22 protein-coding genes are annotated in these 23,574 nt (G+C 70.0%); 13 read left to right on the top strand and 9 right to left on the bottom strand.

Translation table 11 applies throughout. From position 1 onward, the window contains the following. Nucleotide 1: 1 nt before the first annotated feature. From RBS12_RS15645 to ccsB, 3 genes are read left to right on the top strand one after another with little or no spacing between them, the layout of a single operon-like run. Nucleotides 2-754 carry a cytochrome c biogenesis CcdA family protein gene (locus RBS12_RS15645; RefSeq protein WP_307967065.1) on the top strand — a complete coding sequence of 251 codons (753 nt, stop codon included), beginning with the start codon at nt 2-4 and terminating at the stop codon, nt 752-754. Beyond that, nucleotides 754-2,511, top strand: a complete 1,758-nt coding sequence (locus RBS12_RS15640; protein ID WP_307967064.1) for a cytochrome c biogenesis protein ResB — start codon at nt 754-756, stop codon at nt 2,509-2,511. The genes RBS12_RS15645 and RBS12_RS15640 overlap by 1 nt, the downstream gene beginning before the upstream one ends. Further along, nucleotides 2,511-3,701: a c-type cytochrome biogenesis protein CcsB gene (ccsB, locus tag RBS12_RS15635; RefSeq protein WP_373886542.1), complete on the top strand. Its 1,191-nt coding sequence runs from the start codon at nt 2,511-2,513 to the stop codon at nt 3,699-3,701. Before RBS12_RS15640 ends, ccsB begins: the two co-directional genes overlap by 1 nt. A 121-nt stretch (nt 3,702-3,822) precedes the next feature. On the opposite strand, the gene RBS12_RS15630 is transcribed toward ccsB, so the two are convergent. After that, a complete protein-coding gene (locus RBS12_RS15630) occupies nt 3,823-4,083 on the bottom strand; it encodes a PLDc N-terminal domain-containing protein (protein ID WP_307967062.1) in 261 nt (86 codons plus the stop codon). A gap of 25 nt (nt 4,084-4,108) precedes the next feature. Here RBS12_RS15630 and RBS12_RS15625 point away from each other — a divergent pair, with 25 nt between their 5' ends. Next, complete coding sequence (locus RBS12_RS15625; RefSeq protein WP_307967061.1) at nt 4,109-4,408, top strand: DUF4229 domain-containing protein; 300 nt, start codon at nt 4,109-4,111, stop codon at nt 4,406-4,408. A gap of 76 nt (nt 4,409-4,484) precedes the next feature. On the opposite strand, the gene RBS12_RS15620 is transcribed toward RBS12_RS15625, so the two are convergent. The 5 genes from RBS12_RS15620 to RBS12_RS15600 form a co-directional block, all read right to left on the bottom strand. Continuing rightward, nucleotides 4,485-5,363, bottom strand: a complete 879-nt coding sequence (locus RBS12_RS15620; protein ID WP_307967060.1) for a 1,4-dihydroxy-2-naphthoate polyprenyltransferase — start codon at nt 5,361-5,363, stop codon at nt 4,485-4,487. A 34-nt stretch (nt 5,364-5,397) separates the two neighbouring features. Continuing rightward, on the bottom strand, nt 5,398-6,564 hold the full coding sequence (locus RBS12_RS15615) for an AMP-binding protein (protein WP_307967059.1): 1,167 nt from the start codon (nt 6,562-6,564) through the stop codon (nt 5,398-5,400). A gap of 54 nt (nt 6,565-6,618) precedes the next feature. Beyond that, nucleotides 6,619-7,581 (bottom strand): 1,4-dihydroxy-2-naphthoyl-CoA synthase, encoded by a 963-nt coding sequence (locus RBS12_RS15610; protein ID WP_373886537.1) that lies wholly within the window; start codon nt 7,579-7,581, stop codon nt 6,619-6,621. Nucleotides 7,582-7,638: 57 nt separating this feature from the next. Continuing rightward, nucleotides 7,639-8,076: a VOC family protein gene (locus RBS12_RS15605; protein ID WP_307967057.1), complete on the bottom strand. Its 438-nt coding sequence runs from the start codon at nt 8,074-8,076 to the stop codon at nt 7,639-7,641. 96 nt (nt 8,077-8,172) lie between these two features. Then, nucleotides 8,173-8,934 (bottom strand): CPBP family intramembrane glutamic endopeptidase, encoded by a 762-nt coding sequence (locus RBS12_RS15600; RefSeq protein ID WP_307967056.1) that lies wholly within the window; start codon nt 8,932-8,934, stop codon nt 8,173-8,175. 242 nt (nt 8,935-9,176) lie between these two features. On the opposite strand from RBS12_RS15600, the gene RBS12_RS15595 reads away from it, so the two are divergent. The 4 genes from RBS12_RS15595 to RBS12_RS15580 all read left to right on the top strand — a co-directional run bounded on the left by RBS12_RS15595 (nt 9,177) and on the right by RBS12_RS15580 (nt 13,080). Beyond that, nucleotides 9,177-10,403 carry an acetyl-CoA C-acyltransferase gene (locus tag RBS12_RS15595; RefSeq protein WP_307967055.1) on the top strand — a complete coding sequence of 409 codons (1,227 nt, stop codon included), beginning with the start codon at nt 9,177-9,179 and terminating at the stop codon, nt 10,401-10,403. Then, nucleotides 10,403-11,293 (top strand): enoyl-CoA hydratase/isomerase family protein, encoded by an 891-nt coding sequence (locus RBS12_RS15590; protein WP_307967054.1) that lies wholly within the window; start codon nt 10,403-10,405, stop codon nt 11,291-11,293. Before RBS12_RS15595 ends, RBS12_RS15590 begins: the two co-directional genes overlap by 1 nt. Nucleotides 11,294-11,405: 112 nt before the next feature. After that, complete coding sequence (locus RBS12_RS15585) at nt 11,406-12,212, top strand: 3-hydroxyacyl-CoA dehydrogenase family protein (protein ID WP_373886541.1); 807 nt, start codon at nt 11,406-11,408, stop codon at nt 12,210-12,212. Nucleotides 12,213-12,330: 118 nt separating this feature from the next. After that, nucleotides 12,331-13,080, top strand: a complete 750-nt coding sequence (locus RBS12_RS15580) for a tyrosine-protein phosphatase (RefSeq protein ID WP_307967052.1) — start codon at nt 12,331-12,333, stop codon at nt 13,078-13,080. Between the two features lie 9 nt (nt 13,081-13,089). Here the strand turns inward: RBS12_RS15580 and RBS12_RS15575 are convergent, their stop codons facing one another. Beyond that, complete coding sequence (locus RBS12_RS15575) at nt 13,090-13,878, bottom strand: SGNH/GDSL hydrolase family protein (RefSeq protein WP_307967051.1); 789 nt, start codon at nt 13,876-13,878, stop codon at nt 13,090-13,092. 162 nt (nt 13,879-14,040) lie between these two features. On the opposite strand from RBS12_RS15575, the gene RBS12_RS15570 reads away from it, so the two are divergent. The 3 genes from RBS12_RS15570 to RBS12_RS15560 all read left to right on the top strand — a co-directional run bounded on the left by RBS12_RS15570 (nt 14,041) and on the right by RBS12_RS15560 (nt 17,376). Next, entirely contained in the window at nt 14,041-14,679 is a 639-nt protein-coding gene (locus RBS12_RS15570; RefSeq protein WP_307967050.1) for a hypothetical protein, read from the top strand. A 123-nt stretch (nt 14,680-14,802) separates the two neighbouring features. Beyond that, nucleotides 14,803-16,935, top strand: a complete 2,133-nt coding sequence (gene paaZ / locus RBS12_RS15565; protein WP_307967049.1) for a phenylacetic acid degradation bifunctional protein PaaZ — start codon at nt 14,803-14,805, stop codon at nt 16,933-16,935. Nucleotides 16,936-17,010: 75 nt separating this feature from the next. Beyond that, a complete protein-coding gene (locus RBS12_RS15560; protein ID WP_307967048.1) occupies nt 17,011-17,376 on the top strand; it encodes a VOC family protein in 366 nt (121 codons plus the stop codon). Nucleotides 17,377-17,525: 149 nt separating this feature from the next. Here the strand turns inward: RBS12_RS15560 and RBS12_RS15555 are convergent, their stop codons facing one another. Continuing rightward, nucleotides 17,526-17,813, bottom strand: coding sequence for a DUF4190 domain-containing protein (locus tag RBS12_RS15555; RefSeq protein WP_307967047.1), 288 nt, complete (start codon nt 17,811-17,813; stop codon nt 17,526-17,528). Nucleotides 17,814-18,129: 316 nt separating this feature from the next. Between RBS12_RS15555 and RBS12_RS15550 the strand changes: the two genes are divergently transcribed. Continuing rightward, nucleotides 18,130-19,407 carry a CoA transferase gene (locus RBS12_RS15550; protein ID WP_307967046.1) on the top strand — a complete coding sequence of 426 codons (1,278 nt, stop codon included), beginning with the start codon at nt 18,130-18,132 and terminating at the stop codon, nt 19,405-19,407. Nucleotides 19,408-19,441: 34 nt separating this feature from the next. Here RBS12_RS15550 and RBS12_RS15545 read toward each other — a convergent pair whose 3' ends face one another. Then, nucleotides 19,442-22,051, bottom strand: a complete 2,610-nt coding sequence (locus RBS12_RS15545; RefSeq protein WP_307967045.1) for an HAD-IC family P-type ATPase — start codon at nt 22,049-22,051, stop codon at nt 19,442-19,444. Nucleotides 22,052-22,186: 135 nt separating this feature from the next. Between RBS12_RS15545 and RBS12_RS15540 the strand changes: the two genes are divergently transcribed. Further along, nucleotides 22,187-23,281 carry an IS110 family transposase gene (locus RBS12_RS15540; RefSeq protein ID WP_307964926.1) on the top strand — a complete coding sequence of 365 codons (1,095 nt, stop codon included), beginning with the start codon at nt 22,187-22,189 and terminating at the stop codon, nt 23,279-23,281. Nucleotides 23,282-23,574: the final 293 nt, after the last annotated feature.

Raw genomic sequence — 23,574 nt, 5'->3', positions numbered from 1 at the left:
CGTGGGCGCGAACAGCTTCAGTGAGGCCGTCCTGAACGGCTCTCTTCTGCTTGCCATACCCGTTGCACTGCTAGCAGGCATCGTCTCGTTCCTCTCGCCGTGCGTCCTCCCGCTCGTTCCTGGCTATCTCGGCTACGTCACGGGCCTCACGGGCGTGGATCTCGAGAAGCAGAAGCGCGGCCGCATGGTCGCGGGCATCGGGCTCTTCGTGCTGGGCTTCACGGTGGTGTTCGTCGCGACGGGGGCCGTGTTCGGCCAGCTCGGCTCGTGGCTCGCGACCTCCCAGGTGTGGCTCACGCGCGTGCTGGGCATCGTCGTCGTCCTCATGGGCATCGTGTTCATGGGCGGGCTCGGGATCTTCCAGCGCGAGGCGCGGGTGCATGCGAAGCCGCCCGCGGGCCTCTGGGGCGCGCCCGTCCTCGGGATCACCTTCGGGCTTGGCTGGGTCCCGTGCATCGGTCCGACCCTCGCCTCGGTCCAGTTGCTCGCGTTCACGGACGGTCCGACCGCCTACAAGGGCGCCTTTTTGACATTTATCTACTGCCTCGGCCTCGGCGTGCCGTTCCTCCTCATCGCCCTCGCGTTCCGCCGCGGCATGGGCGCACTCAAATTCTTCAAGAAGCACCGCAGGGCACTGCAGGCCTTCGGCGGCGGCATGCTGATCCTCATCGGCGTGCTCATCGTCTCGGGCGTGTGGAGCCATTGGATTTCCCAGCTGCAGCTGTGGATCGGAACCGTGAGGCCGCCCATCTGATGAGCCTGAAGACACCGAACTCCAAGAAGCCGCGCAACGCGAAGCGCGACGACGTCGCCCTCCCCGCCCTCGGGATCCTCGGCACGCTGCGCTGGGCGTGGACCCAGCTCACGAGCATGCGCACGGCGCTGTTCCTGCTCCTGCTTCTCGCGGTGGCCGCCGTTCCGGGCTCGCTGTTCCCGCAGCGTCCGATCAATCCGGCCGTCGTGACCCAGTACCTCAAGGACCACGCGGACTACGGGCCGATCCTCGACAAGCTCCAGGTGTTCGACGTCTATTCGTCCGTCTGGTTCTCGGCGATCTACCTGCTCCTGTTCATCTCGCTCATCGGCTGTGTGGTGCCCCGGGCGATCGCGCACTGGAAGGCATGGCGGTCCAAGCCCCCGCGCACGCCGGCGCGCCTCTCGCGGCTTCCCGTCTACGGGACGCTCGTGGTCCCGGCCGAGCAAGGACTGGGCTCCGCGGTGGCGGCCGAGCAGGCGACGGCGCTGCTCAAGAAGCGCGGCTACCGAGTGGAGCTGCGAACTCCTGTGGGCGGCGACGACTCAGCGGGCGCCGACGTTGTCAAGCGCGGCGCCGGCTCGGCGGACGCTGGGCCCGCCGGCTCGGGCGGGGCTCGCCGACGTAACGCCCTTGCCTCGGTGGGTGCCGAGCGCGGCTATCTCAAGGAGCTAGGGAACCTCTGCTTCCATGGCGGGCTCGTGGGCGTGCTCGTCTCCGTCGCCGTCGGGATCCTCTTCGGCTACAGCGGGCAGCGCATCCTCGTCGAGGGGGACACGTTCGTGAACACCCTCGTGGGCTACGACCAGTTCAATCCGGGGACCGACTTCCAGTCGTCGTGGCTCAAGCCCTACTCCATCAAGCTCGACAAGTTCGACGTGCGCTACGACCGCGAGTCGCCCGGCAAGTTCGGCCAGCCGCTCGACTTCACGGCGCACGTCACGACCAAGGATTCGCCCGAGTCCGCGGCGAAGGATCAGGACCTCAAGGTCAACGATCCCCTGAGCATCGGCGACACCGACCTGTACCTCGTCGGCAACGGCTACGCGCCCGTCGTCACGGTGCGCGGCGGCGACGGGAAGATCGCCTACCAGGGCCCCATTCCGGCCCAGACCATGGACACGGTCTACACGTCCACGATCGTCATCAAGGCCCCGGACGCGAAGCCGACCCAGCTCGGATTCGTCGGCTTCTTCCTGCCGACCGCCGTGAAAGGCCAGGACGGCGTGTCCTTCAGCGCCGATCCCGATCCCCTCAACCCTCAGCTGAGCCTCAACTCCTACGTGGGCGACCTCGGCCTCGACAAGGGCACGCCGCAGAACGTCTACGCGCTCGACGTCTCCAAGCTCAAGCAGGTCAATGGCCGCGACCTCCCGGCGAAGGGCATCGTGCTGAGCGCGGGGCAGTCGTACTCGCTTCCGGACGGGCAGGGCTCCATCAGCTTCGACGGCCTCAAGCGCTACGTGGGCCTCGACATCCACCACAACCCCGGCCAGACGTGGGCGCTCGGCTTCGCGCTGTTCTCCCTCGCCGGGCTCATCGCGTCGCTCTTCGTGCCGCGGCGCCGCCTGTGGGTTCGGTTCGGCGACCACGAGGACGGCCGGACGATGGTCGAGTACGGCCTCCTCGCGCGCGGCGAGGACCACGGCCTCGCGGGCGAGGGGCGCGCGGTGCGCGAGCTTCTCACGAAGGCATGGGGGCTGCCGGAGGACGCGGCGGATAATACTTCTCAGTCAACCTCAGGGAAGGGCCTGTGATGGGACCCATCAACCAGACGCTCGGCGAGTACAGCGAACTCTTCATGCTCCTCGCCGCTGGCACGTACGTCATCGCGTTCCTCGCCTTCGCGTGGGACATGGCGACGAGCGGCAAGACGGCCCAGCGCGATGCGTCCCGGCTCGCCGAAGCCGGTTCGAAAGCCGGCACGACGGCCGCCGCGAAGGTGCCCTCGATAGCCGTGCCCGCGATGGCGGGGGGAGCCGAATCGGCGACGACGAGCGACGCGGAGGGAACGTCCGACGGCGGAAGCCGGGTTGCGCCGTCGCACGAATCTCCCGCCCCACCCGCCCTAGCCCCAGCCACGCCCGCCCCAGCCACGCCCGCCCCAGGCCGGGGCGCTCCAGGCCGGGGCGCTTCGGGCCGGGCCGCCGTGGCCGACGGGGGGCTCGCCTACGCGGCGCGGCGGAATGCCGCGCGCGTCGGAGTCGCGCTCAGCATCCTCGGCCTCGCGATCCATGTGGCCGGGGTCGTGACGCGAGGCATCGCCGCGGGGCGCGTGCCGTGGGGCAACATGTACGAGTTCTGCACGACCGGTGCACTCCTCGTGACGGCGGTCTTCCTGATCACCCTCATCAAGCGTGATCTCCGCTTCCTCGGCACGTTCGTCCTCGGCCTCGTCGTCGTCATGATGGTCGCCGCCGCTGTCGCCTTCTGGACGCCCGTGGGGCACCTCGTGCCCGCGCTCCAGAGCTACTGGCTCGTCATCCACGTCTCGATCGCCGTGCTCTCCTCGGCGCTCTTCACGATCACGTTCTCAATGGCCGTCCTCCAGCTCGTCCAGTCGCGCCGCGAGGCGAAGATCGCCGCGGGCGGCCTCGACAACGGCGGGTTCATGCGGCTCGTGCCGAGCGCGCTCACGCTCGAGACGCTCTCCTACCGGATCAACACGATCGCTTTCGTCGGCTGGACGCTCACGGTCATGTTCGGCGCGATCTGGGCCGAGAAGGCATGGGGCCGGTTCTGGGGCTGGGACACGAAGGAAGTCTGGAGCTTCGTCATCTGGGTGGTTTACGCGGCGTACCTGCATGCGCGGGCCACTCGTGGATGGACGGGGACCCGCGCGGCGTGGCTCGGGATCGTCGGCTACGTGTGCATCATCGTGAACTTCACGGTCGTGAACATCTACTTCACGGGCCTCCACTCGTACGGCGGCGTGAGCGCGGGCTGACCGCCGCACCAGGGTTGCCCCCTCCGCGTCTGTGCCGCTTCGCCGCTATTGTGCCGCGGGCCAGCGGCCCCATTGCGGGGAAGGGCGCCTCGTAGCTTGTGCCGTCCGCCCCGGCCGAGGCTCAGAGCCCGCGGAGGAAGTCGGGATCGTCGTCCGGAGCCACCGGGCGCCGCCCCCGCGTGTCGCCCGACGTCGGAGGAGCGGTCCGCCGCGGCCGGCCGAAGATGAACCACAGAAGGGTTCCGATGACGGGAAGGATCGTGATGAGGAACCACGACGTCTTGGACAGGCCGCGCACTGCCGCGCGGTCGGCCATAGCGCAGTCCACCATCGCGTAGAGCCATGCCGCCAGGATGACGATGACGGGCAGGAGACGGGCCATAGAGCTAGTTTAGTAAACTTGGCTAGTGGCGTTTTTGAAGTACACCCTCATCCGTGCGGCCCTTTTCGTGATTCCGTTCGTGGTGTTCCTGCTGCTCGGCATCGGTGGCGTCCTCTCGGCGGTGTACGCGGTCATCATTGCGTTCGCGGTGAGCTTCCTGTTCCTCAACCGACAGCGGAATGCCGCGGCGTCCGACGTGAGCGACGTGTTCGGCGGGCGCAAGAAGGTGACCTCGTCGCGCGAGCAGGAGGACGCCGAGGCTGAGGATTCGATCGACGAGGCCCAGCGTCGGGCCGAGGGCGAGGGCGGCCCCGCCGAGGCGTGACCGACCTGCGAACCCTGCACGTGAGCGCGTCCCGACGCGCTGCGCGGTCGGCGTCGCGCGGCGGTACCCCGTAGCGTTACCCGCGCCCCAGCACGGACGCGACGGCGAACAGGGCGGCGAAGCCCAGATTGATGAAGCCCGTCTGCTGAAGGACGGGAATGAGGCCCGGTCCGGCGGCGCCCGAGAGCATCGTCCGCGCCGGCGCAACGCATGCGGGGACGAGGGCGAGCACGAGCAGCATCCACGGATTCGACGGGGCGAGCGCGAGCCCGGCGACGACGGCGACGCCGAGCATCACGGGGTACGAGAGGCGTGCGGCGCGGTCGCCCAGCCGGACGGCGAGGGTCCGCTTGCCCGCCACGCGGTCCGTGGGGATGTCCCGCACATTGTTGGCCATGAGCAGCGCGTCCGCGATGAGCCCCGTCGCGATGGCCCCCGCCCACGAGGCCGGGCTCAGCGTGAGCGCCTGCGTGTACGTCGTGCCGAGGGTCGCGACGAGGCCGAAGAACACGAACACGAACAGGTCCCCGAGGCCGAGGTACCCGTAGGGCCGCTTGCCCCCCGTGTAGCCCCAGGCCGCGAGGACGCTCGCCGCACCGACGATGATGAGCCACCACGTCTGCGAAAGCGCGACAAGCGCGAGCCCGAACAGGGCCGCCGCACCGAACGAGAGGAACGCGGCCCGCTTGACGGCGCCCGGAGCGGCCGCCCCGCCGCCCACGAGCCGGAAGGGGCCCACCCGATGGTCGTCGGTCCCGCGGATCCCGTCAGAGTAGTCGTTCGCGTAGTTCACGCCGACCTGGAGCATGACGGCAACGAGGGCCGCGAGGACCGCGTTGACGGGCCTGAACGAGCCGAGGCCGAAGGCGGCCGCGCTTCCGACGATGACCGGCGCGACGGCCATGGGGAGGGTCCGGGGGCGGGCGCCCTGGACCCACTGGGCGAATGTTGCCACGGGGGTTTCCTGACGAGTTGGGGAGTCGGTGGGGTTAGGGTTTGCGCCGCGCGGCGTGCGCGCGGGAGAGGGCCTCGCAGAGAGCTTGGCGGTCCGGCTTGCCGTTCGACAGGAGCGGCAGCTCGTCGACCACGAGCCACGTCTTGGGTGCGAGCCGGCCGAGGCGGACGACGGCGTCGGCTCGCACCGCGTCGAGCCCGCCGGGGGAGCGCTGCGGCGAGGACAGCACGACCGCGACGGCGAGCGCCTGACCCCATTCGGCGTCTCTGACGCCCGCGACGAACGCCTCGCGCACGCCGTCGATCGCCTCGAGGCCGCGCGCGACCTGTGCGGCGGAGGCCTTGACGCCGCCCGTGATGACGACGTCGTCCGTTCGCCCGAGCACCCGCAGGCGGCCGTCCTCGCCGATCTCGCCGAGGTCGGAGGTGACGAACCAGCGCTCGCCGCCCTCCTCCACGAAGTGCTCGGCCGTGCGCTCGGGGTCGCCCACATAGCCGGCGGCGACGACCTCGCCGCCGAGGTGGATGCGCCCGTCGTCCGCGATCCGCACGGAGACGCCGTCGAGCGGCTTGCCGTTGTAGACGCAGCCGCCGCAGGTCTCGGCCGATCCGTAGGTCGTGACGACGTGGACGCCGGCCTCGCCCGCGCGCTCGAGCAGGCCCGGGGGAATGGGCGCGCCGCCGACGAGGACGGCGTTGAAGCGCCGCAGCGCCTTCGACACGCGCGGGCCGGGGTCCTCGAGGAGCCGCCGCAGCTGAGTGGGCACGAGGGAGGTGAAGCGGACGGGGTCCGTGAGCTCCTCCGCCGCGTCCGCGAAGGCCTCGGGGCTGAAGCCCGACGAGAGGCTCATCTCGACGGGCCTCGTGCCCGCGAAGAGGGAACGCACGAGCACCTGGACGCCGGCGATGTATTCGAGCGGGAGGGCGAGGAGCCATTGGCCCTCGCCCCGGAGCGCCACGGCGGTGCTGGCCGACGACGCCGCGAGCGCGTCGACCGTGAGGGCCGTCGCCTTGGGCGTCCCGGTTGACCCTGACGTGCGGACGACGACGGCCGTCCCCTCAGGCAGCGAGCCCACCGCCGTCGTCGGATGCCACACGCGCCACGCGCCGGAAGCTCCGGTTCCCGCGGGGCCGAACTCGACGGCGGGCCCCTCGTCGGCGAGGGCTGCCGCGAGGGCCTTGAGGACGGGGTCGAGGCTCATGGGTGTTCCTTCGGCCGGGTTGGTGGGCGCCTGGGGCGGGCGGGTGCGTGCAAGTCAGTAATAGTACGGAAACTCGGACCAGTCGGGCTCGCGCTTCTGCAGGAACGCGTCGCGGCCCTCAACGGCCTCGTCCGTCATGTACGCGAGGCGGGTCGCCTCGCCCGCGAAGACCTGCTGGCCCGCGAGCCCGTCGTCGGCGAGGTTGAACGCGAACTTGAGCATACGGATGGCCTGCGGCGACTGGCGGGCGATGTCCGCCGCGTACTCGAGTGCGACGTCTTCGAGGCGCGCATGGTCGACGGCCTCGTTCACCGCTCCCACCGCGACCATGTCCTCGGCCGAGTATTCGCGGGCCAGGAAGAAGATCTCGCGGGCGCGTTTCTGCCCGATCTGGCGGGCCAGGAGTGCGGAGCCGTAGCCCGCGTCGAACGAGCCGACGGTCGCGTCGGTCTGCTTGAACTTGCCGTACTCCCGCGAGGCGATCGTGAGATCGGAGACGACGTGCAGCGAATGCCCGCCGCCCGCGGCCCAGCCGTTGACGACGGCGATGACCACCTTGGGCATGGTCCGCATGAGCCGCTGGACCTCGAGGATGTGGAGGCGGCCGGCCCTTGCCGGATCGATCGTCTCCGCGGTGTCTCCCGAGGCGTACTTGTACCCTTCGCGCCCGCGGATCCGCTGGTCTCCGCCCGAGCAGAATGCATGCCCGCCGTCCCTGGGGGACGGCCCGTTGCCCGTGAGGAGGACGGTCGCGACATCCGGCGTCATGCGGGCGTGGTCCATCGCCCGGTACAGCTCGTCGACCGTTCCGGGCCGGAACGCGTTGCGCACTTCCGGCCGGTTGAAGGCGATGCGGACGGCTGGAAGGTCGCGCACGATCGTGCCCGCCACGTCTCGTTCCACCTGCCGGTGATAGGTCAGATCAGCGAAGTCGAAGCCCTCGACGACGCGCCAGCGCAGGGGGTCGAAGACGTCGGAGACTTTCTCGGGCAGGGCGGTCGCGGCGGAGGAGGTCACGGCTGAAAGTCTAGTCGGGGCGGCCGACATCCCCGTCTGGCCCAGACGACATGCGGCTTACGAGATGCAGAACTCGTTCCCCTCGGGGTCCGCCATGGTGTACCACGAGTGCGGTCCCTCGGCCGCCTCCCAGAGGAACGTCGCGCCCCTTGCCTCGAGCTTCGCGCGGATCACATCCTTGTCGTCGCCCGCGAGGCGGACGTCCCAGTGCACGCGGTTCTTGACCGCCTTCCCCTCGGGCACCACCTGGAACAGGATGCGCCGGCGGTCCTTGCGGTCCAGCTCGTCTTCGGGGGCGATGGCCTGGGCGCTCGCCCACACGAGCATGCCGTGGTAGACCATCGTCTCCTCCTCGGTCGCGAAGCCCTCGGCGATCATGCGCCGGATGAACTCTTCGTTGCTCGGCTCGACGGCCCAGCCGAGCGTCTCTGCCCACCAATCGGCCTGGGCGTGGGGGTCGCGCGAGTCGACCACGATCTGGATGTCGTATGCCATGCCTCAACGCTAGGCCCGGCTTGGCGGTCCGGGAAGGGCGAAGCGGACAGGGGGCGTCCGCTGCCTGGCCACGTCTCTCATGGAGCGGTCTTGCGGTTACGGCTGGACGGCCGAGAGGTCCAGCGTGTACATGAGCACCACGGAGAGCAGGTTCTTGAGGGCGTGCAGCGAGACGCTGAATGCGAGGTTGTTGCCCGTCCACACGTAGGCGAACACGAGCACCCCGCCGAGCCCCAGGTAGGGCGCTAGCGCCTGGACCGTGAAGTCGTCGCGTCCCACGATGTGCAGGGACGCGAAGAGCATTATCGAGATGGCGTAGCAGAACCAGCGGTTGAGAAAGAGGCTCAGCTTCCCGATCATGAGGTGCCGGAACACGTACTCCTCGACGAACGGGCCGACCACGACGAGCAGCGGCGCCGTGAACCACCAGGGGACGCCCTGCGCGACGGCCTCGATGTCCTCCTGGTTCCTCGAGACCTGGATCCCGCCCGCGAGCGTCACGAGGATTGCCGTGACGACGAGCATCGCGATGAGCATGACCGGCAGGATTCCGGCCGTGAACCAGGGGCGAGACGCGAGGATCCGGACATCGCGCGCGAAGTAGGCCCGCGCTGAGACAGCCGCCACGACGAACACGACCCCGTACACGGCGAGGTTGAGCAGGTACGACGCGACGACCGGATTCGTCCGAATCCACGTCGCGCGGTTGAGCGGCAGAAGCACGACGGCGAGCGGCAGTGCGACGTAGAGGACGACGGCGAGGAGATCGGTGGCCGTGAAGCGCCCGAATCGGCTGCCGGGCGCGGGGTTGCCGGGGCGCGGTCTGCGGGGCCTGGGCATGGAGTCGAGAGTCCTCATTTAGCGATGGAACGAGCGGGCGCCCGCTTGCGTTCCGGATGTGCCGGAGGACGCGTTATGGCCGAGAAGGCCTCCTACGGCGTTCTTTTCGGCCACAAGGCGTCTCGGCCGCGGCCGCCCCTCTCGCGGCCCTTGCCACCACTCGTCGTCGTCATGGGTTGACCCTCAGCCAGCCGCGGGTAATCTTTATAGAACGAACGGTCGGTAATTTGGCCGGGATCCCTACGCATAAGGATGTGCTCATGGCTGAGGCCTTTCTGATCGGCGGTGCCCGCACGCCCGTGGGCCGCTACGGCGGCGCCCTCTCGTCCATCCGCCCCGACGATCTTGCGGCACTCACGGTGCGCGCCGCCGTCGAACGCGCTGGGGTGGACCCGGCGTCCGTCGACGAGGTGATCCTCGGCAACGCGAACGGCGCGGGGGAGGAGAACCGGAATGTCGCGCGCATGGCGTGGCTTCTGGCCGGGTATCCGGACAGCGTGCCCGGCATCACCGTCAACCGGCTGTGTGCCTCCGGCCTCTCGGCGGTCATCATGGCCAGCCACATGGTCAAGGCTGGGGCTGCCGACGTCGTCGTCGCGGGCGGCGTCGAGTCGATGAGCCGCGCGCCGTGGGTCATGGAGAAGCCGGACAAGGCGTTCGCGAAGCCCGGCGCCGTGTTCGACACCTCGATCGGCTGGCGCTTCACGAACCCTGCGTTCCTCTCCGGCGAGCTCTCGCGCGACGGCAAGGCGACGTTCTCGATGCCGGAGACGGCCGAGGAGGTCGCGCGCGTGTTCGAGACGTCGCGCGAAGACTGCGACGCGTTCGCCGTCCGCTCGCACGAGCGGGCGCTCGCGGCGATCGAGGCCGGGAGGTTCGCGGAGGAGATCGTGCCGGTGACCGTGGCGGGGCGGAAGGGTGCGCAGACCGTCGTCGACACGGACGAGGGGCCGCGGCCCGGAACCACGATGGAGGTCCTCTCGGGGCTGCGCCCCGTCGTGAAGGGCGGCACGGTGGTGACGGCCGGGAACGCGTCGAGCCTGAACGACGGCGCGTCGGCCATCATCGTGGCGTCGGAGGCCGCCGTCGAACGCTTCGGCCTGGCCCCGCGCGCCCGCATCCTCGACGGAGCCTCGGCCGGCGTCGCCCCCGAGATCATGGGCATGGGCCCCGTGCCCGCGACGCGCAAGGTGCTCGACCGTGCGGGCCTCTCGGTCGGCGACCTCGGCGCCGTCGAGCTCAACGAGGCCTTTGCGTCCCAGTCCCTCGCGGTCATGCGCGAGCTCAAGCTCGAGCCGGAGATCGTCAACGCCGACGGCGGAGCGATTGCGCTCGGTCACCCGCTCGGCTCCTCTGGCTCGCGGTTGGTCGTGACGCTCCTTGGCCGGATGGAGCGCGAGCTCGCCGGGGCGGGGCGCAAGCTGGGCCTCGCCACGATGTGCGTCGGCGTGGGCCAGGGCACGGCGCTTCTCGTGGAGGGCGTGTGATGGGGGAGGCAACCACCGCGGCGGGGGAGACGACGGCGGACGGCGCAGGACCGTCGTCGTCCGCCAATGCCGGGGGTGCACAGTCAGCGCACGACGGCGGGGCGCGCCTCGACGCGTCCCGGTTCACGACGCTGCTCATCGCCGAGCGCGACGACCGTCTCCACGCGACGCTGCACCGCCCCGAGGTGCGCAACGCGATCGACGCTGCGATGGTCGCGGAGCTCCACGCGGTGTGCGCGCATCTCGAGACGCACCCGAAAGTCCTCATCCTCTCGGGCACGCCCGCGGACGCGGACACCGGAGCGAAGGGGATCTTCGCCTCGGGCGCGGACATCGCCCAGCTCCGCGAGCGCCGTCGTGATGACGCCCTGGCCGGCATCAACTCGACGGTCTTCGACCGGATCGCCAAGCTGCCCATGCCCGTGATCGCGGCGCTCGACGGCTATGCGCTCGGCGGCGGCGCCGAGCTTGCCTACGCGGCGGACTTCCGGATCGGCACCCCGGCCCTGCGGATGGGCAACCCGGAGACCGGCCTCGGGATCATGGCGGCCGCCGGCGCGACGTGGCGACTCCGCGAGCTCGTGGGGGAGCCGCTCGCGAAGGACATCCTTCTCGCGGGGCGGGTGCTCACGGGCCCGGAGTGCCTCTCCGCCGGACTCGTGACCGAGCTCGTCGAGCCCGAGGAACTGCTCGGCGCCGCGGACGCGCTCGCGGACCGCATCGCCAGGCAGGACCCGCTCGCCGTGCGGATCTCGAAGGCCGTGTTCCATACACCCCGGGAGGCGCATCCCGTTATCGACACCTTGGCCCAGGGCATCCTCTTCGAGTCCCAGGCCAAGTTCGACCGCATGCAGCAGTTTCTCGAGAAGAAGAACAGCAGGAAGAAGTGACGCCATGAACATCGAAGAGGCCCTCAACGAAGCCTTCGGCGAGAAGCCCGCGCCGGGCATCCCCCTCGCGGAGGGGCTGCCCGCTACCGTCGGCGTCCTCGGCGGAGGGCGCATGGGAGCCGGGATCGCCCACGCGTTCCTCACACGGGGTGCGAAAGTCGTCGTCGTCGAACGCGACGAGGAAGCCGCGCAGGGGGCGCGGGGGCGCGTCGAATCCTCGGTCGAGGCGTCGATCGAGCGCGGCGCCGTGACCGTTGGCCTCGAAGCCATCCTCAACCGCTTCGCGACCTCGACGGACTACGCCGACTTCGCGTTCTGCGACCTCGTCGTCGAGGCCGTCCCCGAAGACCCGACGCTCAAGGCCACGGCGCTCGCCGCCGTCGAGCGCGAAATCTCCCCGCACGCCTACCTCGCCACGAACACCTCGTCGCTCTCTGTGGGCGACCTCGCCCAATCGCTCGCGCGGCCCGAGAACTTCCTCGGCCTGCACTTCTTCAACCCGGTTCCGGCGTCCACGCTCATCGAGGTCGTCGTCGCCGGGCGGACTTCGCCCGAGGTGCTCGCCGCCGCCCGCCAGTGGGTGCACGCGCTCGGGAAGACCGCCGTCGTCGTGAGGGACGCACCCGGGTTCGCTTCCTCGCGCCTCGGGGTCGCGATCGCCCTTGAGGCCATGCGCATGCTCGAAGAAGGGGTCGCGAGCGCCGAGGACATCGACAACGCGATGGTGCTCGGCTACAAGCACCCCGTCGGGCCGCTCCGGACGACCGACATCGTGGGGCTCGACGTGCGCCTCGGCATCGCCGAATACCTCCACAAGACCCTCGGGGAGCGCTTCGCGCCGCCCCAGATCCTGCGCGACAAGGTCGCCAACGGCGAACTCGGACGCAAGACCGGCAAGGGGTTCTACGACTGGAGCTGACGCCTGGCCGTCTCTCGCCGGACGCGTGGCCACCGGCCACGGGTTGGGCGAGATGTGGCCACGGGTTGGGTGAGATGTGGCCACGCCACGGGGATGCCGCGGCGGTAGGCTCGGCCTTATGAGTGACGCCGCGCCCCGCCGTGACGCCTCGCCCAGCCGTGACGCTGGCGTCGCGTGGGAGGGCGCCGTCAATGCGCGTCGCGTGCTCGGGTCCGTGTACCGCATGGGCCGCAGCGAATGGCTCACCGAGCGAGGCTGGCGGCAGATGCACGACGACGGCGTCCGCACCGTGATCGACCTCCGGAACCCGGGCGAGCGGCGCCGTCGCCCGACGGACCCCGAGGTGCGGCCCGAGGCGATGGCGGGCATCGACGTCGTCAACAGCCCGACGGAGGACCCCGACCATCCAGAGCATGCCGAGGTGTTCGCCCACCGCACTCCGCCGTACCTGAACCATCCGAGCGGCTACGCGGGCGTCGTCCGGCTCTTTCCCGAGCGGATCGTCGCCGTCTTCCGGGCGATCGCGGAGGCGCCGGCCGGCGTCGTCGTTCACTGCTCGGCCGGACGGGACCGCACGGGGATCATCGTGACGCTGCTGCTTCAGCTCGCGGATCCGGGGGCGGCGGCTCGCTCGGCCGCCGAGCAGGACGAGGCGAGCGTCCGCGGGATCAACGAATGGCATCGCGTCAGCCCCACCCGTCACCCCTATGAGAGCTATCAGGACGAGGCTGAGCTGGGGTTGCTCCTCGCCGCGCGGCAGGCGGCGCTCGCGGACTTCGCCGCGGGGATCGATGCCGAGGAGTACCTCCTCGGCCATGGCCTCAGCGAGGCCGAGCTCGGCCGGATCCGGGCCAAGCTCGGCCGGTAGGCGACCGCGTCAGCGGATGAACGGCCCGACGCTCGGCACGTAGCCGAGCGCGTATCCCGCGGCGGTGGGGTGGAACGATGCGGGGTCGCCCAGCACGAACGGGTGGATCCACGGGTCCGGCGAGCCGATGCCATGGCCGAAGAAGCGCCAGGTGACATCGGCGTACGCGGCCCCGTGCGTGAGCGAGGTGCCCGCAATCGTGGCGTTGAGGAGCGCGATCGCGCCGTTGATCTGGGCTGCAACCGGTTGCTCGGCGGTCGGCAGGCCGGAGACCGTGAACAGGAGCGGGTACCCCGTGAGGGTGATGTGCGCGCCGGGTGCCTTGGCCTTCACGGCGGAGATCGTCGCGGCAAGCTTCGCCGGAAGCTGCGGTAGCAGGATGAAGACCGAGGTGTAGATCGCCTGCTGGCAGGCGGGCGAGCCCGGGCCAGTCGCGCATGCGAACGCCACGGCGCGGTCTCCGACGTCGTTCGCGCCGACGGTGATCGTCACGTTGCGAGCGGTCGCGGGCAGGGCTGGGACCTGACCGGCGACGACGTCCGATGTCGTGGCGCCGTAGCACGCGAGATTCGCGCTTGCCCCGAGGAGCGCAGGGTACGACTCGGCCGTCTGGAGGCACTGATTGAGGTACGCGCCGCCGCCCGTTCCCGCCGCGATCGAGTCGCCGAGGGCAACGTACGACGGCGGGGGCGCGGCCGCGGCTGGAAGCACCGCGGCGCCGACGATGAGACCAAGCGCCGCGAGCACGGAGGAGACGAGGCGGGCGAGGCGTGTTGCTCTGGGGGCTATGCGAGTCATGCGGCTCAGGGTAGGCCTCGGCGCTCTCGGCCGACGAGGTTCGGCGCAGTGCTTTTAGTGACCCTCTTCGGGGCATGCAGATCTCGGGTGGCCAGAAATATCGGAGCGGCCCACTAGCGTGCTCCGTAGTTGCTCGCAAATGCACGGCGAAGGGGGAGGCACATGGCGGAGCCAGTAGCGGTCGGAATGGGTCTCGTGGGGGAAGTGTTGGGAGACAAGGTCAAAGAGGCGCTGGGACGAACCTATGGGAAGGTGGTCGAGCTGTGTGTACTCCTCATGTTCTTCGCGAATTATCCCGAGCCGAATCGCGTCATACTCGCAACCGAGGACGCGGCACGAAGGACATTGACGTTCCTTGGTGTGCACGATTCCGATTGGCTTGAAGCGCTCATCGCCTGGCTCAATCGGCCGGAATCTCAGCAGTTGGCGGTGGGCGCCGTTGTGGTCGCTGCGCTGGCCCCCATCCGATGGAGGGTCTTCGGTCCGGAGATAGCGTGGGTGCTCCTTTTGGCGGCGTCGGTGAGCCTTGACGGCTGGGTGTTCTTCTGGGCAGGAGTGATCAATCTCGGGGCCCACGCAACGCTCGCTGGTGTTGCCGCTCTGGGCACAGGGACCGACGGCTACGGACGCCAGTGGTATTTGCCGTCGTCCATCCTCGAGGATTCAGTACGGTCAGTCTTGGAGGTGCTCCTCCTGCCGGTCCTGCCGCTCATTCGCCTGGTGAGCGGAATTGTCGACCGATTCAAGTTCGACCGCGATCCGGGCCCGCCCGCGAGCGGGGCTGCCGTGCATACGACCTGACGGCCAATCCTCGCGGAGCCGACAACCGTTGTGTATCCTAGACACGTTACCGAACGGCCGGTCAGTAATTTCGCTTGGAACCCGGCCTCGGCCCGAGCCCCGCATCGGAAGGACCTGTCGACGATGACCACTGCCGCCGCAGCACCAGTGAAGGCCACGATTGTCCCGAGCTACGTGCTCGACGCATGGTGGACACCCTCGGACGATGCCGTGGCCGCCGAGGGCGCGGCGGGCAAGCTCGCCGAGGTCCGCGACGCGAGCACGGGCGAGCCCCTCGCCGCGGTGAGCACCGAGGGGCTCGATCTTGCCGCCGTCGTCCGCCATGGCCGTACCGTGGGGCAGGCCGGGCTTGGCGCGCTGACGATCCACGAGCGCGCCCTCAAGCTCAAGGAACTTGCGCAGTTCCTCAATGGCCGCCGCGAGGAGCTCTACGAGCTGTCGTTCAAGACGGGCGCAACCAAGGTCGATTCTATGGTGGACATCGACGGCGGCATCGGCGTCCTCTTCACGTTCGGCTCGAAGGGCCGGCGCGAACTCCCCAACAGCCACGTCATCGTCGACGGGCCCATGGAGGTCCTGTCCCGCGACGGTTCGTTCGTCGGCGAGCACATCTACTCGCGCATCCCCGGCGTCGCGGTGCAGATCAACGCCTTCAATTTCCCCGCGTGGGGCATGCTCGAGAAGTTCGCTCCGGCGTTCGTCGCGGGCGTCCCCACGATCGTCAAGCCCGCCACCCCGACCGGCTACGTGGCCGAGGCCGTGGTGCGGCTCATGATCGAGTCCGGGATCCTCCCCGCGGGCTCGCTCCAACTCATCTCCGGCTCCGCCCGAACTCTCCTCGATGAGCTCGACTACCGCGACATGGTCTCCTTCACGGGCTCGGCCACGACCGCGAACCTTCTCAAGTCCCACCCGAACGTGGTCCACGGCGGGGTGCGCTTCACTTCCGAGACGGACTCGCTCAACGCCGCGATCCTCGGGCCCGACGCCGCGCCGGAAACCCCCGAGTTCGACGCATTCGTTCGCTCCGTCGTCACCGAGATGACGGTCAAGGCGGGGCAGAAGTGCACGGCGATCCGCCGCACGATCGTGCCCCAGGACATCGTGGACGACGTCGTTGCGGCCATCGGCGCGCGCGTCGCCGAGAAGGTGGTCATCGGGGATCCGCGCGCTGACGGCGTCACGATGGGCGCCCTCGCGTCGGTGGCCCAGCTCGCCGACGTGCGTGACGCCGTCGAGTCGCTCGTCGCGGCCGGTGGCCACATCGCGTGGGGCTCGCTCGACGCCCCCGAGGCTGTGACGGCGGGTGGCTCGAAGGCGGTCGTCGAGGGCGGCGCGTTCATGTCACCGGTCGTGCTCACGTGGGACGACGCGCGGGCCGCGGCCCTGCACGGCACGGAGGCATTCGGGCCGGTCTCCTCGGTGGTCGGGTACTCGACCATCGACGAGGCCATCGAGCTCGCGGCGCTCGGCGCCGGATCGCTCGTCGCGACCGTGTGCACGAACGATCCGGCCACGGCCCAGGCCCTCACGCTTGGGATCGCGTCCCACCACGGTCGCGTGCTCGTGCTCAACCGCGAGGACGCACGCACCTCGACCGGCCACGGATCGCCCGTCCCGCACCTCGTGCACGGCGGTCCGGGGCGTGCGGGCGGCGGCGAGGAGCTCGGCGGCATCCGCTCGGTCAAGCACCACATGCAGCGCACGGCCATCCAGGGCTCGCCCAACATGCTCACGGCCGTCACGGGAGTGTGGCACAAGGGCGCGGACCGGCATCTTGCCGACCCCTCGGATCCCGCGACGCACCCGTTCCGGAAGCCTCTCGCCCAGCTCCGCGTGGGCGATGCTGTCCGTTCCGAGCTGCGGCAAGTGACGCTCGAGGACATCACGGCGTTCGCGAACGAGACAGGCGACCAGTTCTACGCCCACACCAACGAGGAAGCCGCGGCGGCGAATCCGTTCTTCCCGGGTATCGTCGCGCACGGCTACCTGCTCGTGAGCTGGGCGGCCGGACTCTTCGTCTCGCCCGAGCCTGGGCCGGTCCTCGCGAACTACGGCCTCGAGAACCTGCGCTTCCTCACCCCGGTTCCGGCCGGGGACTCGATCCGCGTGACCCTCACGGCGAAGCAGATCACTCCTCGCGTCACGGACGAGTACGGCGAGGTGAGCTGGGATGCCGTCATCGAAAATCAGAACGACGAAATTGTCGCAACCTACGATGTCCTGACCCTCGTGGCGAAGGAATGGCCAGCCTAAAATTGATGGCGTCAGTTCCCCTCGTGGAGGTGCTCCATGAATCTGGCAACACGCCCGACAACTACAGTCCTGACAGTGGCCGACGAGGCCCGGGCCAGGGAATTCTACGAGGGAGCGCTGGGGCTCCCTGTCCGCGGCAAGGACCCGACCGGGATGACAATCTTCGGTCTGGACGGAACCGCATCGCTCGGCCTCATGGTGGACCCGCAAGCGGTCCACACGGGCCACACCGCTTTGACGTTCGACGTCGATGACATCGAGCGCGCCATGGCGGATCTCGAAGCGCACGGCGTGCGCTTCGAGGATTACGATCTGCCCGACCTCAAGACGGATGCACGGCACATCTCTTCCATGGGCGACGAGCAAGCCTCGTGGTTCGCGGATCCGGATGGCAACATCATCTGCCTGCACCAGGGTGGAGCGATCGAGTACAACATGTGATCCCGAGCCTCGCCGCGCCGTTCTGACGGGTCGCCCGTTCTGGCGGGTTGCGGCGGGGGCGGACGACGGCGAAGGGCTGGGCTGGGTGCCCGGCCCTTTCGCGTGCTCGCGACTTCTGCGGGAGCATCTGCGGCAGGAGGGCGGTGCGATCAGAACGTCGTCGTGCTGAGGCTGACGAGGATGCTGAGGACGACGACCAAGCTCCAGAGCACCGTGCCCGCAATGCCGATGATGATCCCAGCGATTGCCAGTCCCCGGCCGTTCTCCCCGGTGCGCTTGATCTGGCCGAGCGCGATGAATCCCGTGATCACGCCGACGATTGGAATGAAGAACGCGCCGATGAGCGAAACGATGGCGAGGGTGTTGGTTCCGACGCGCCAATCGTAGGGGGTGAAGGCGGGGGCATCAGGCGCCTGGTAGTGAGGGGGCTGAGTCAACGTAGTTCCTTACTGGTTCGAGCCCGCAAGCGCGCCGAAAAAGATCGTGAGCGCCGCACTGCCTCGCTTGGCGAGGAAGCCGTTTTGGGGAGTCGTCGTGAATTGGATACAACCACTATCTAGCACGCTCGGCGAGAGGCTCCGTGGTGTGCCGGCCGCTTGCCTCAGTGGTCGGGCGCGTCCAGTCTGGACGCATGCACGAGGACGAACGGTGATGACGGACCTGCTCGAGCTGCGTCGGTGGCTCGCGCCGATCGTCGAGGTTGGGCCCCATCCTGAGCACTGGTAGGAAGGCCCGCGCTCGTGGTGGGGCGGAGTGCTCGACGTCGAAGCGCTCGCCCTCGGGTCGGTGGGCGCGTTGGCTGAGGGGCTTGACGCCGTCGTCCGCTCGCGGAACCGACGACACAAAGTGACCGTGTCGGCAGACCTCGTTGCGGCGTCGTTCGACTCGATTCGCCATCTCCGCGTTGCGGGCGCGCCGCCGAAAGTCTGGGCGCCCATGTCCGGGTTCCACTCCACACGGGACGGGTGGGTGCGCCTCCATGCGAACTATCCGCACCACGCCGCACGGCTTCTCGCGGCGCTCGGCATCGCGGCGCCCGACCAGCTCGACGCCGCGCTGCGGGAACGCACAGCGCTCGACGTCGAGGCCACGGTGCGGGCCGCGGGCGGAGTGGCGGCAGCCGTCCGGACCCGTCATGAATGGGGCGCTTCGCCCATGGGCCTCGCTGCCGAGACCGAACCGTGGATCACGTTCGCCCTCGACGAGGTCCCGGTCAGCTCGCGTCGCACCCTCCCCGCGACGCAGGACGGGAACTTGCCCCTGGACGGCGTCCGCATCCTCGATTTCACGCGCGTCATCGCGGGGCCGAGCGCCACCCGGCTGCTCGCAGCTCTCGGCGCCGACGTCCTGCGCGTAGACCCGCCGCAGCTCCCGGAGCTCCTCGACCAGCATCTCGACACAGGTTTCGCGAAGCGCAGCGCGCTCGCGGACTTCACGGACGCGGGGCAGCTCGCGAGCATCCGCGAGCTCGCGTCGACAGCCGATGCGGTGTTCTTGGGGTATCGTCGCGGCGCGCTGGCCCGCTACGGCCTCGACGCCGCGTCCTTGCGGAGGGACTACCCGCACCTCGCGGTCGTCTCACTCAACGCGTGGGGAAGCGCGGGGCCGTGGTCGGACGGGCGGGGCTTCGACAGCATCGTCCAGGCCGCGTGCGGGATCGCGCACCTCTACGGGGCGACGCACGACGGCGCGTGGCGCCCCGGAGCGCTGCCGGTCCAGGCGCTCGACCACGCGACCGGGATGGGCATGGCTGCGGCCGCGGTCGCGCTCCTTGCCGCGAGGCGCCGCGGCGTCGGCGGGAGCGCGCACCTTTCCCTCGTCGCGACGGCCAACCAGCTCCTGAGCGCCGCACCGCCCGCGTTCGGGGGCGGACGGGTGGAGCCGCCGGTGCCGAAGCGCCGTGTCGCGAGCGCGTACGGCGACCTCGAATTCGTCCCGCCACCGCTGCTGATCTCGGGCCAACAGCTCGAGTATCCGCATCCGCCCGAGCTCTACGGTTCGTCCGGGCTCGAGTGGGTCCCACGGACGTGAGCCGCGCGTCCCTTCCTGTTCAGCCGGCTCCTGTTCAGGCCCGCGTTGCCTTGGCCCGCCGCAGCCAGCCGTCCACCCACCAGCCGAGCTCGATGACGGCGATTCCCACCGCGGCGCAGACGAGCGCGGCCGAGGTCGAGGTCGCGCTGCCCGGATCGAGCTCGAAGAGCCTCTGTGTGAGCGGGAGGGCGAACATCGCGAAGGACGCCGCCATCATGGCGCCGACCAGGAGCACCTTCCACCATTCGTACGGTCGGGCTACGATCGCGAGCACCCACAGGGCAATGGCGATGAGGGTCATGAGCGCTGACGTGCTGGCCTGGACCTGGGTTGCGTCGCCGCTCGCCACCGAGGGGCGCACCACGAGGTAGCACGTGAAGGATGCGACGGCGATGACAACCCCGGCGGGAATAGCCATCCGCATGACGCGGCCCACGAACCCCGGCTGGGCGCGGTCGTGGTTGGGCGCAAGCGAGAGGATGAACGCGGGAAGGCCGATCGTGAACCATCCCGTGATCGTGACGTGCCGTGGAAGGAACGGGTACGGCAGGGCGTCGAGGCCGATGAGTCCCGGCACGCCGACCATGAGCGCGAGAAGGACGGAGTAGACCGTCTTCGTGAGGAAGAGGTTCGCGACTCGTTCGATGTTCCCGATCACGCGTCGGCCCTCGCCGACCACGTGCGGCAGCGTCGCGAACTTGTTGTCGAGGAGCACGATCTGCGCGACAGCGCGCGTGGCGGGGGAGCCGGCCCCCATCGCGACGCCGATGTCCGCGTCCTTGAGGGCGAGGACGTCGTTGACGCCGTCGCCCGTCATCGCGACGGTGTGTCCGCGCGATCGCAGCGCGCGCACCATGGACCGCTTCTGGGCGGGGCTTACCCTGCCGAACACCGCCCGATCATCGACGACGCCCGCGAGCTGCGCGTCGTCGTTCGGAAGGTCCCGCGCGTCGACGGGGGTGCCGGCGCCCGGGAGCCCCAGATGGCCCGCGACAGCGCCGACCGACGCGGCGTTGTCCCCCGAGATGACCTTGACCGCGACGCGCTGCGCCGCGAAGTAGTCGAGCGTCGCGCGGGCATCGTCGCGCACCTTCTGCTCGAGGACGACGAGCGCGACCGGGTCGACGCCGGGCTCCGCGGGGCCGACGACGGCGGAGCTCGCCTCGCCGAGGCCGTGCGGGAGCCCGGCGGCGGTGGAGCCCGCCCCCGCGGGTCCGCCGCCGGGGCCGTGCGGGAGCCCGTCGGCGGCGGAGCCCGCCCCCGCCGGTCCGCCCCCGAGGCCCGTGAGCCCACCGGCGGCGGAGCCCGCCCCCGCCGGTCCGCCGCCGAGGCCCGTGAGCCCACCGGCGGCGAGCCGCTCCGCGCGCGCAAGAAGCAAGACGCGCACGCCCCGCGAACCGAGAGCCTCGGCTTCGTCGCGAGCCGCAGCCCCCGCAGGCAGGAGGACATCCGGTGCGCCGAGGAGCCACGTGCCGTGACCGTCGAAGCTCGCGCCCCCATATTTGCGCGCGGAGGAAAACGGGAGCGTCGTCCCGATCCGCCAGCCCGGAGACGCGGGGAACGCCTCAGCGATGGCCTGGAGGCTCGCGTTCGGGCGAGGGTCCGCTGCGGCCAGAGCCGAAAGGGCCTGCGTCGCGAGCGCAAGGTGGGCGGCGCCGTCGTTCGCTGGGGCGGCGACGGGCCGCACTTCGGCGAGCTCCATCGCGTTCTCGGTGAGCGTCCCGGTCTTGTCTGCGCACACGACGTCGACGCGCGCGAGCCCCTCGATCGCGGAGAGCTCGTTGACGAGGCAGTTGCGGCGCCCGAGGCGGACGACTCCGACGGCGAACGCGATCGTCGTCATGAGGATGAGGCCCTCGGGGACCATCGGAACGAGCGCCGCGACCATGCCGCGCAGGGCGTCGGGAAGCGGTTGCCGACCGGTGAGCTGGTTGAAGACGGAGAGGATCCCGGCCGGGACCAGGAGCCACGTGATGACCTTGAGGATCGTGTTGATGCCGTTGCGGAGCTCCGAGTTGACGAGCGTGAACTTGCTCGCTTCATCCTCGAGCTGGGCGGCGTACGCCTCGCGGCCGACCTTCGTCGCGCGGTAGAGGCCCGTCCCCGAGACGACAAAGCTCCCGGAAAGCACCGTCGAGTCCGGACCCTTCATGATCGGATCGGATTCGCCCGTGAGGAGCGATTCGTCGATTTCGAGGGAATCCGCGGCGAGGACCTGACCGTCGACGACGATCTGGTCGCCGGGCCCGAGCTCGATCACGTCGTCGAGGACGATCTCATGCGGGGGAATGGTCTCGGAGCGCCCGTCGCGGCGCACTCGCGGGCGGGCCTGCCCGACGATCGCGAGCCGGTCGAGCGTGCGTTTGGCACGCAGCTCCTGGACGATGCCGACGACGCTGTTGGCGACGATGAGGCCCGCGAAAAGCCCGTCGAGGAGGTAGCCCGTGGAGAAGATGATGGCCGCGAGCACCGCGAAGATCGCGTTGATGCGCGTGAAGACGTTCGCCCGCACGATCTCCCACGTGCCGCGACTGGCCCGAGGGGGCACGTCGTTGGTCGCGCCGTCGGCTACGCGCCGGGCTACCTCGTCGGCGCTCAGCCCGCGCTCGACGATCGTGGAACTGGTCCCCACCTCATTCCCCATGGGCCAACACTAGACGGTATGGAGTGACCGCTCCGCTTCGTGAGTGGTTGCGGGCCGGGGCCTCGCTCACGCACATTCGTGGGTTACCGGGCAGAGTCCCCTGCCCGGCCTATCCGACATGCGTGGGAGGCCCCGGTGTTCATTGAGCGTACGAGTGTTGGGCTGGATGTGCACGCCCGTTCGGTTGCCGCGGCGGCGATCGACGGCGTGACCGGCGAGCTGGTGCAGGCCAGGCTTGCCCCGTCGGAGCAGGCGATCAGGTCATGGCTGGCCTGCTTGCCAGGCCCGGTCGCCGTGGTCTATGAGGCCGGCCCGACGGGGTTCGGGCTTTGGCGGGCCTTGACCTCACGGGGGGTCAGGTGCGTGGTTGCGGCCCCGTCCCGGCTCCAGCGCCCGTCGGGGGACCGGGTGAAGACCGATGCCCGGGACGCGGTGCACCTGGCGAGGCTGCTGCGCCTGGACGAGGTCACCCCGGTGGCGGTCCCGACCGTGGAGCAGGAGTCCGCGCGTGACCTGGTGCGGGCGCGGGAGGACTGCCGCGGGGACCTGATGCGGGCCCGGCACCGGCTCTCGAAGCTGCTGCTGCGGCACGGGATCGTCTACGACGGAGGCGATGCCTGGACCGGGGCCCATGACACGTGGCTGCGCAGGGACGCGGCCCCGGCGCTGGGCTCGAGGGCGACCCGGATGGCGTTCGACTCCGACTACGAGGCCGTGCTGACGGTCAAAGCCCGCCGCGACCGGCTCGACCGCGCGATCGAGGAGCTCGCTGCGGGCAGCGAGTTCGCCCCGGCCGTACACCGCCTGGGCTGCCTGCGCGGGGTCAGCACGCTGACCGGGTTCGCCCTCGCGGTAGAGATCGGAGACTGGCACCGGTTCACCGGGGCCACCATCGGCTCCTTCGTCGGGCTGACCCCGTCCGAGCATTCCTCGGGCGCGTCCCGGGCGCAGGGGCCGATCACCAAGACCGGCAACGCCCACGTCCGCCGCCTCCTGGTCGAGGCCGCCTGGCACCACCGTGCCCGCTACGCGGTCGGGAAGACCCTTCGGGACCGGTGGGAGCTCGCCCCGGCCGCGGCACGGGCCCGCGGCGACGAGGGCAACCAGCGCCTGCACGCCCGGTGGGTGCGGTTCCTCGAGCGGCGCAAGCGCCCGACCGTGGCCAACGTCGCCGTCGCCCGCGAGCTGGCCGGCTGGTGCTGGTCCCTGGCAGTCATGGACGACGACTGACTCCCGAAGGCCGCTTCGCCACGGCGCAAGGTGCCGGCGGCAGCGCGTGGAGCCACCCGCGGCGCAACTATGAACAGACCCCCTCCTGGGGCCAACGTTCGCTCCTAGACACGCGGACCGACTCCAGCCGAACCACCGCCCTGCGGTAGCCAACCCGCGCATATCAGCCTGACCGCGCGTCGCCCAACGACACGCTCGCCGGCGCCCGCCACGCGAAGCACAGAGGCGCCGCCAGGACTCCCTCCCGGCGGCGCCTCGCCATGCCCACTTGACAGCGGACTACTCCATATCAG

The sequence above is a fragment of the Sinomonas sp. ASV322 genome (assembly GCF_030908245.1).
In the GTDB taxonomy this organism is placed as follows: Bacteria; Actinomycetota; Actinomycetes; order Actinomycetales; family Micrococcaceae; genus Sinomonas.
This window is presented reverse-complemented; position numbering and strand designations above follow the sequence as displayed.

Bases quoted from the DNA above. Each gene is read 5' to 3' on its own strand.
- paaZ (WP_307967049.1), top strand. From the start codon at position 14,803: ATGACCACTGCCGCCGCAGCACCAGTGAAGGCCACGATTGTCCCGAGC.
- RBS12_RS15545 (WP_307967045.1), bottom strand. From the start codon at position 22,051: ATGGGGAATGAGGTGGGGACCAGTTCCACGATCGTCGAGCGCGGGCTG.
- RBS12_RS15630 (WP_307967062.1), bottom strand. From the start codon at position 4,083: ATGGCCCGTCTCCTGCCCGTCATCGTCATCCTGGCGGCATGGCTCTAC.
- RBS12_RS15595 (WP_307967055.1), top strand. From the start codon at position 9,177: ATGGCTGAGGCCTTTCTGATCGGCGGTGCCCGCACGCCCGTGGGCCGC.
- RBS12_RS15600 (WP_307967056.1), bottom strand. From the start codon at position 8,934: ATGAGGACTCTCGACTCCATGCCCAGGCCCCGCAGACCGCGCCCCGGC.
- RBS12_RS15640 (WP_307967064.1), top strand. From the start codon at position 754: ATGAGCCTGAAGACACCGAACTCCAAGAAGCCGCGCAACGCGAAGCGC.
- RBS12_RS15615 (WP_307967059.1), bottom strand. From the start codon at position 6,564: ATGAGCCTCGACCCCGTCCTCAAGGCCCTCGCGGCAGCCCTCGCCGAC.
- RBS12_RS15585 (WP_373886541.1), top strand. From the start codon at position 11,406: ATGGGAGCCGGGATCGCCCACGCGTTCCTCACACGGGGTGCGAAAGTC.
- RBS12_RS15580 (WP_307967052.1), top strand. From the start codon at position 12,331: ATGAGTGACGCCGCGCCCCGCCGTGACGCCTCGCCCAGCCGTGACGCT.
- RBS12_RS15570 (WP_307967050.1), top strand. From the start codon at position 14,041: ATGGCGGAGCCAGTAGCGGTCGGAATGGGTCTCGTGGGGGAAGTGTTG.
- RBS12_RS15590 (WP_307967054.1), top strand. From the start codon at position 10,403: ATGGGGGAGGCAACCACCGCGGCGGGGGAGACGACGGCGGACGGCGCA.
- RBS12_RS15605 (WP_307967057.1), bottom strand. From the start codon at position 8,076: ATGGCATACGACATCCAGATCGTGGTCGACTCGCGCGACCCCCACGCC.
- RBS12_RS15575 (WP_307967051.1), bottom strand. From the start codon at position 13,878: ATGACTCGCATAGCCCCCAGAGCAACACGCCTCGCCCGCCTCGTCTCC.
- ccsB (WP_373886542.1), top strand. From the start codon at position 2,511: ATGGGACCCATCAACCAGACGCTCGGCGAGTACAGCGAACTCTTCATG.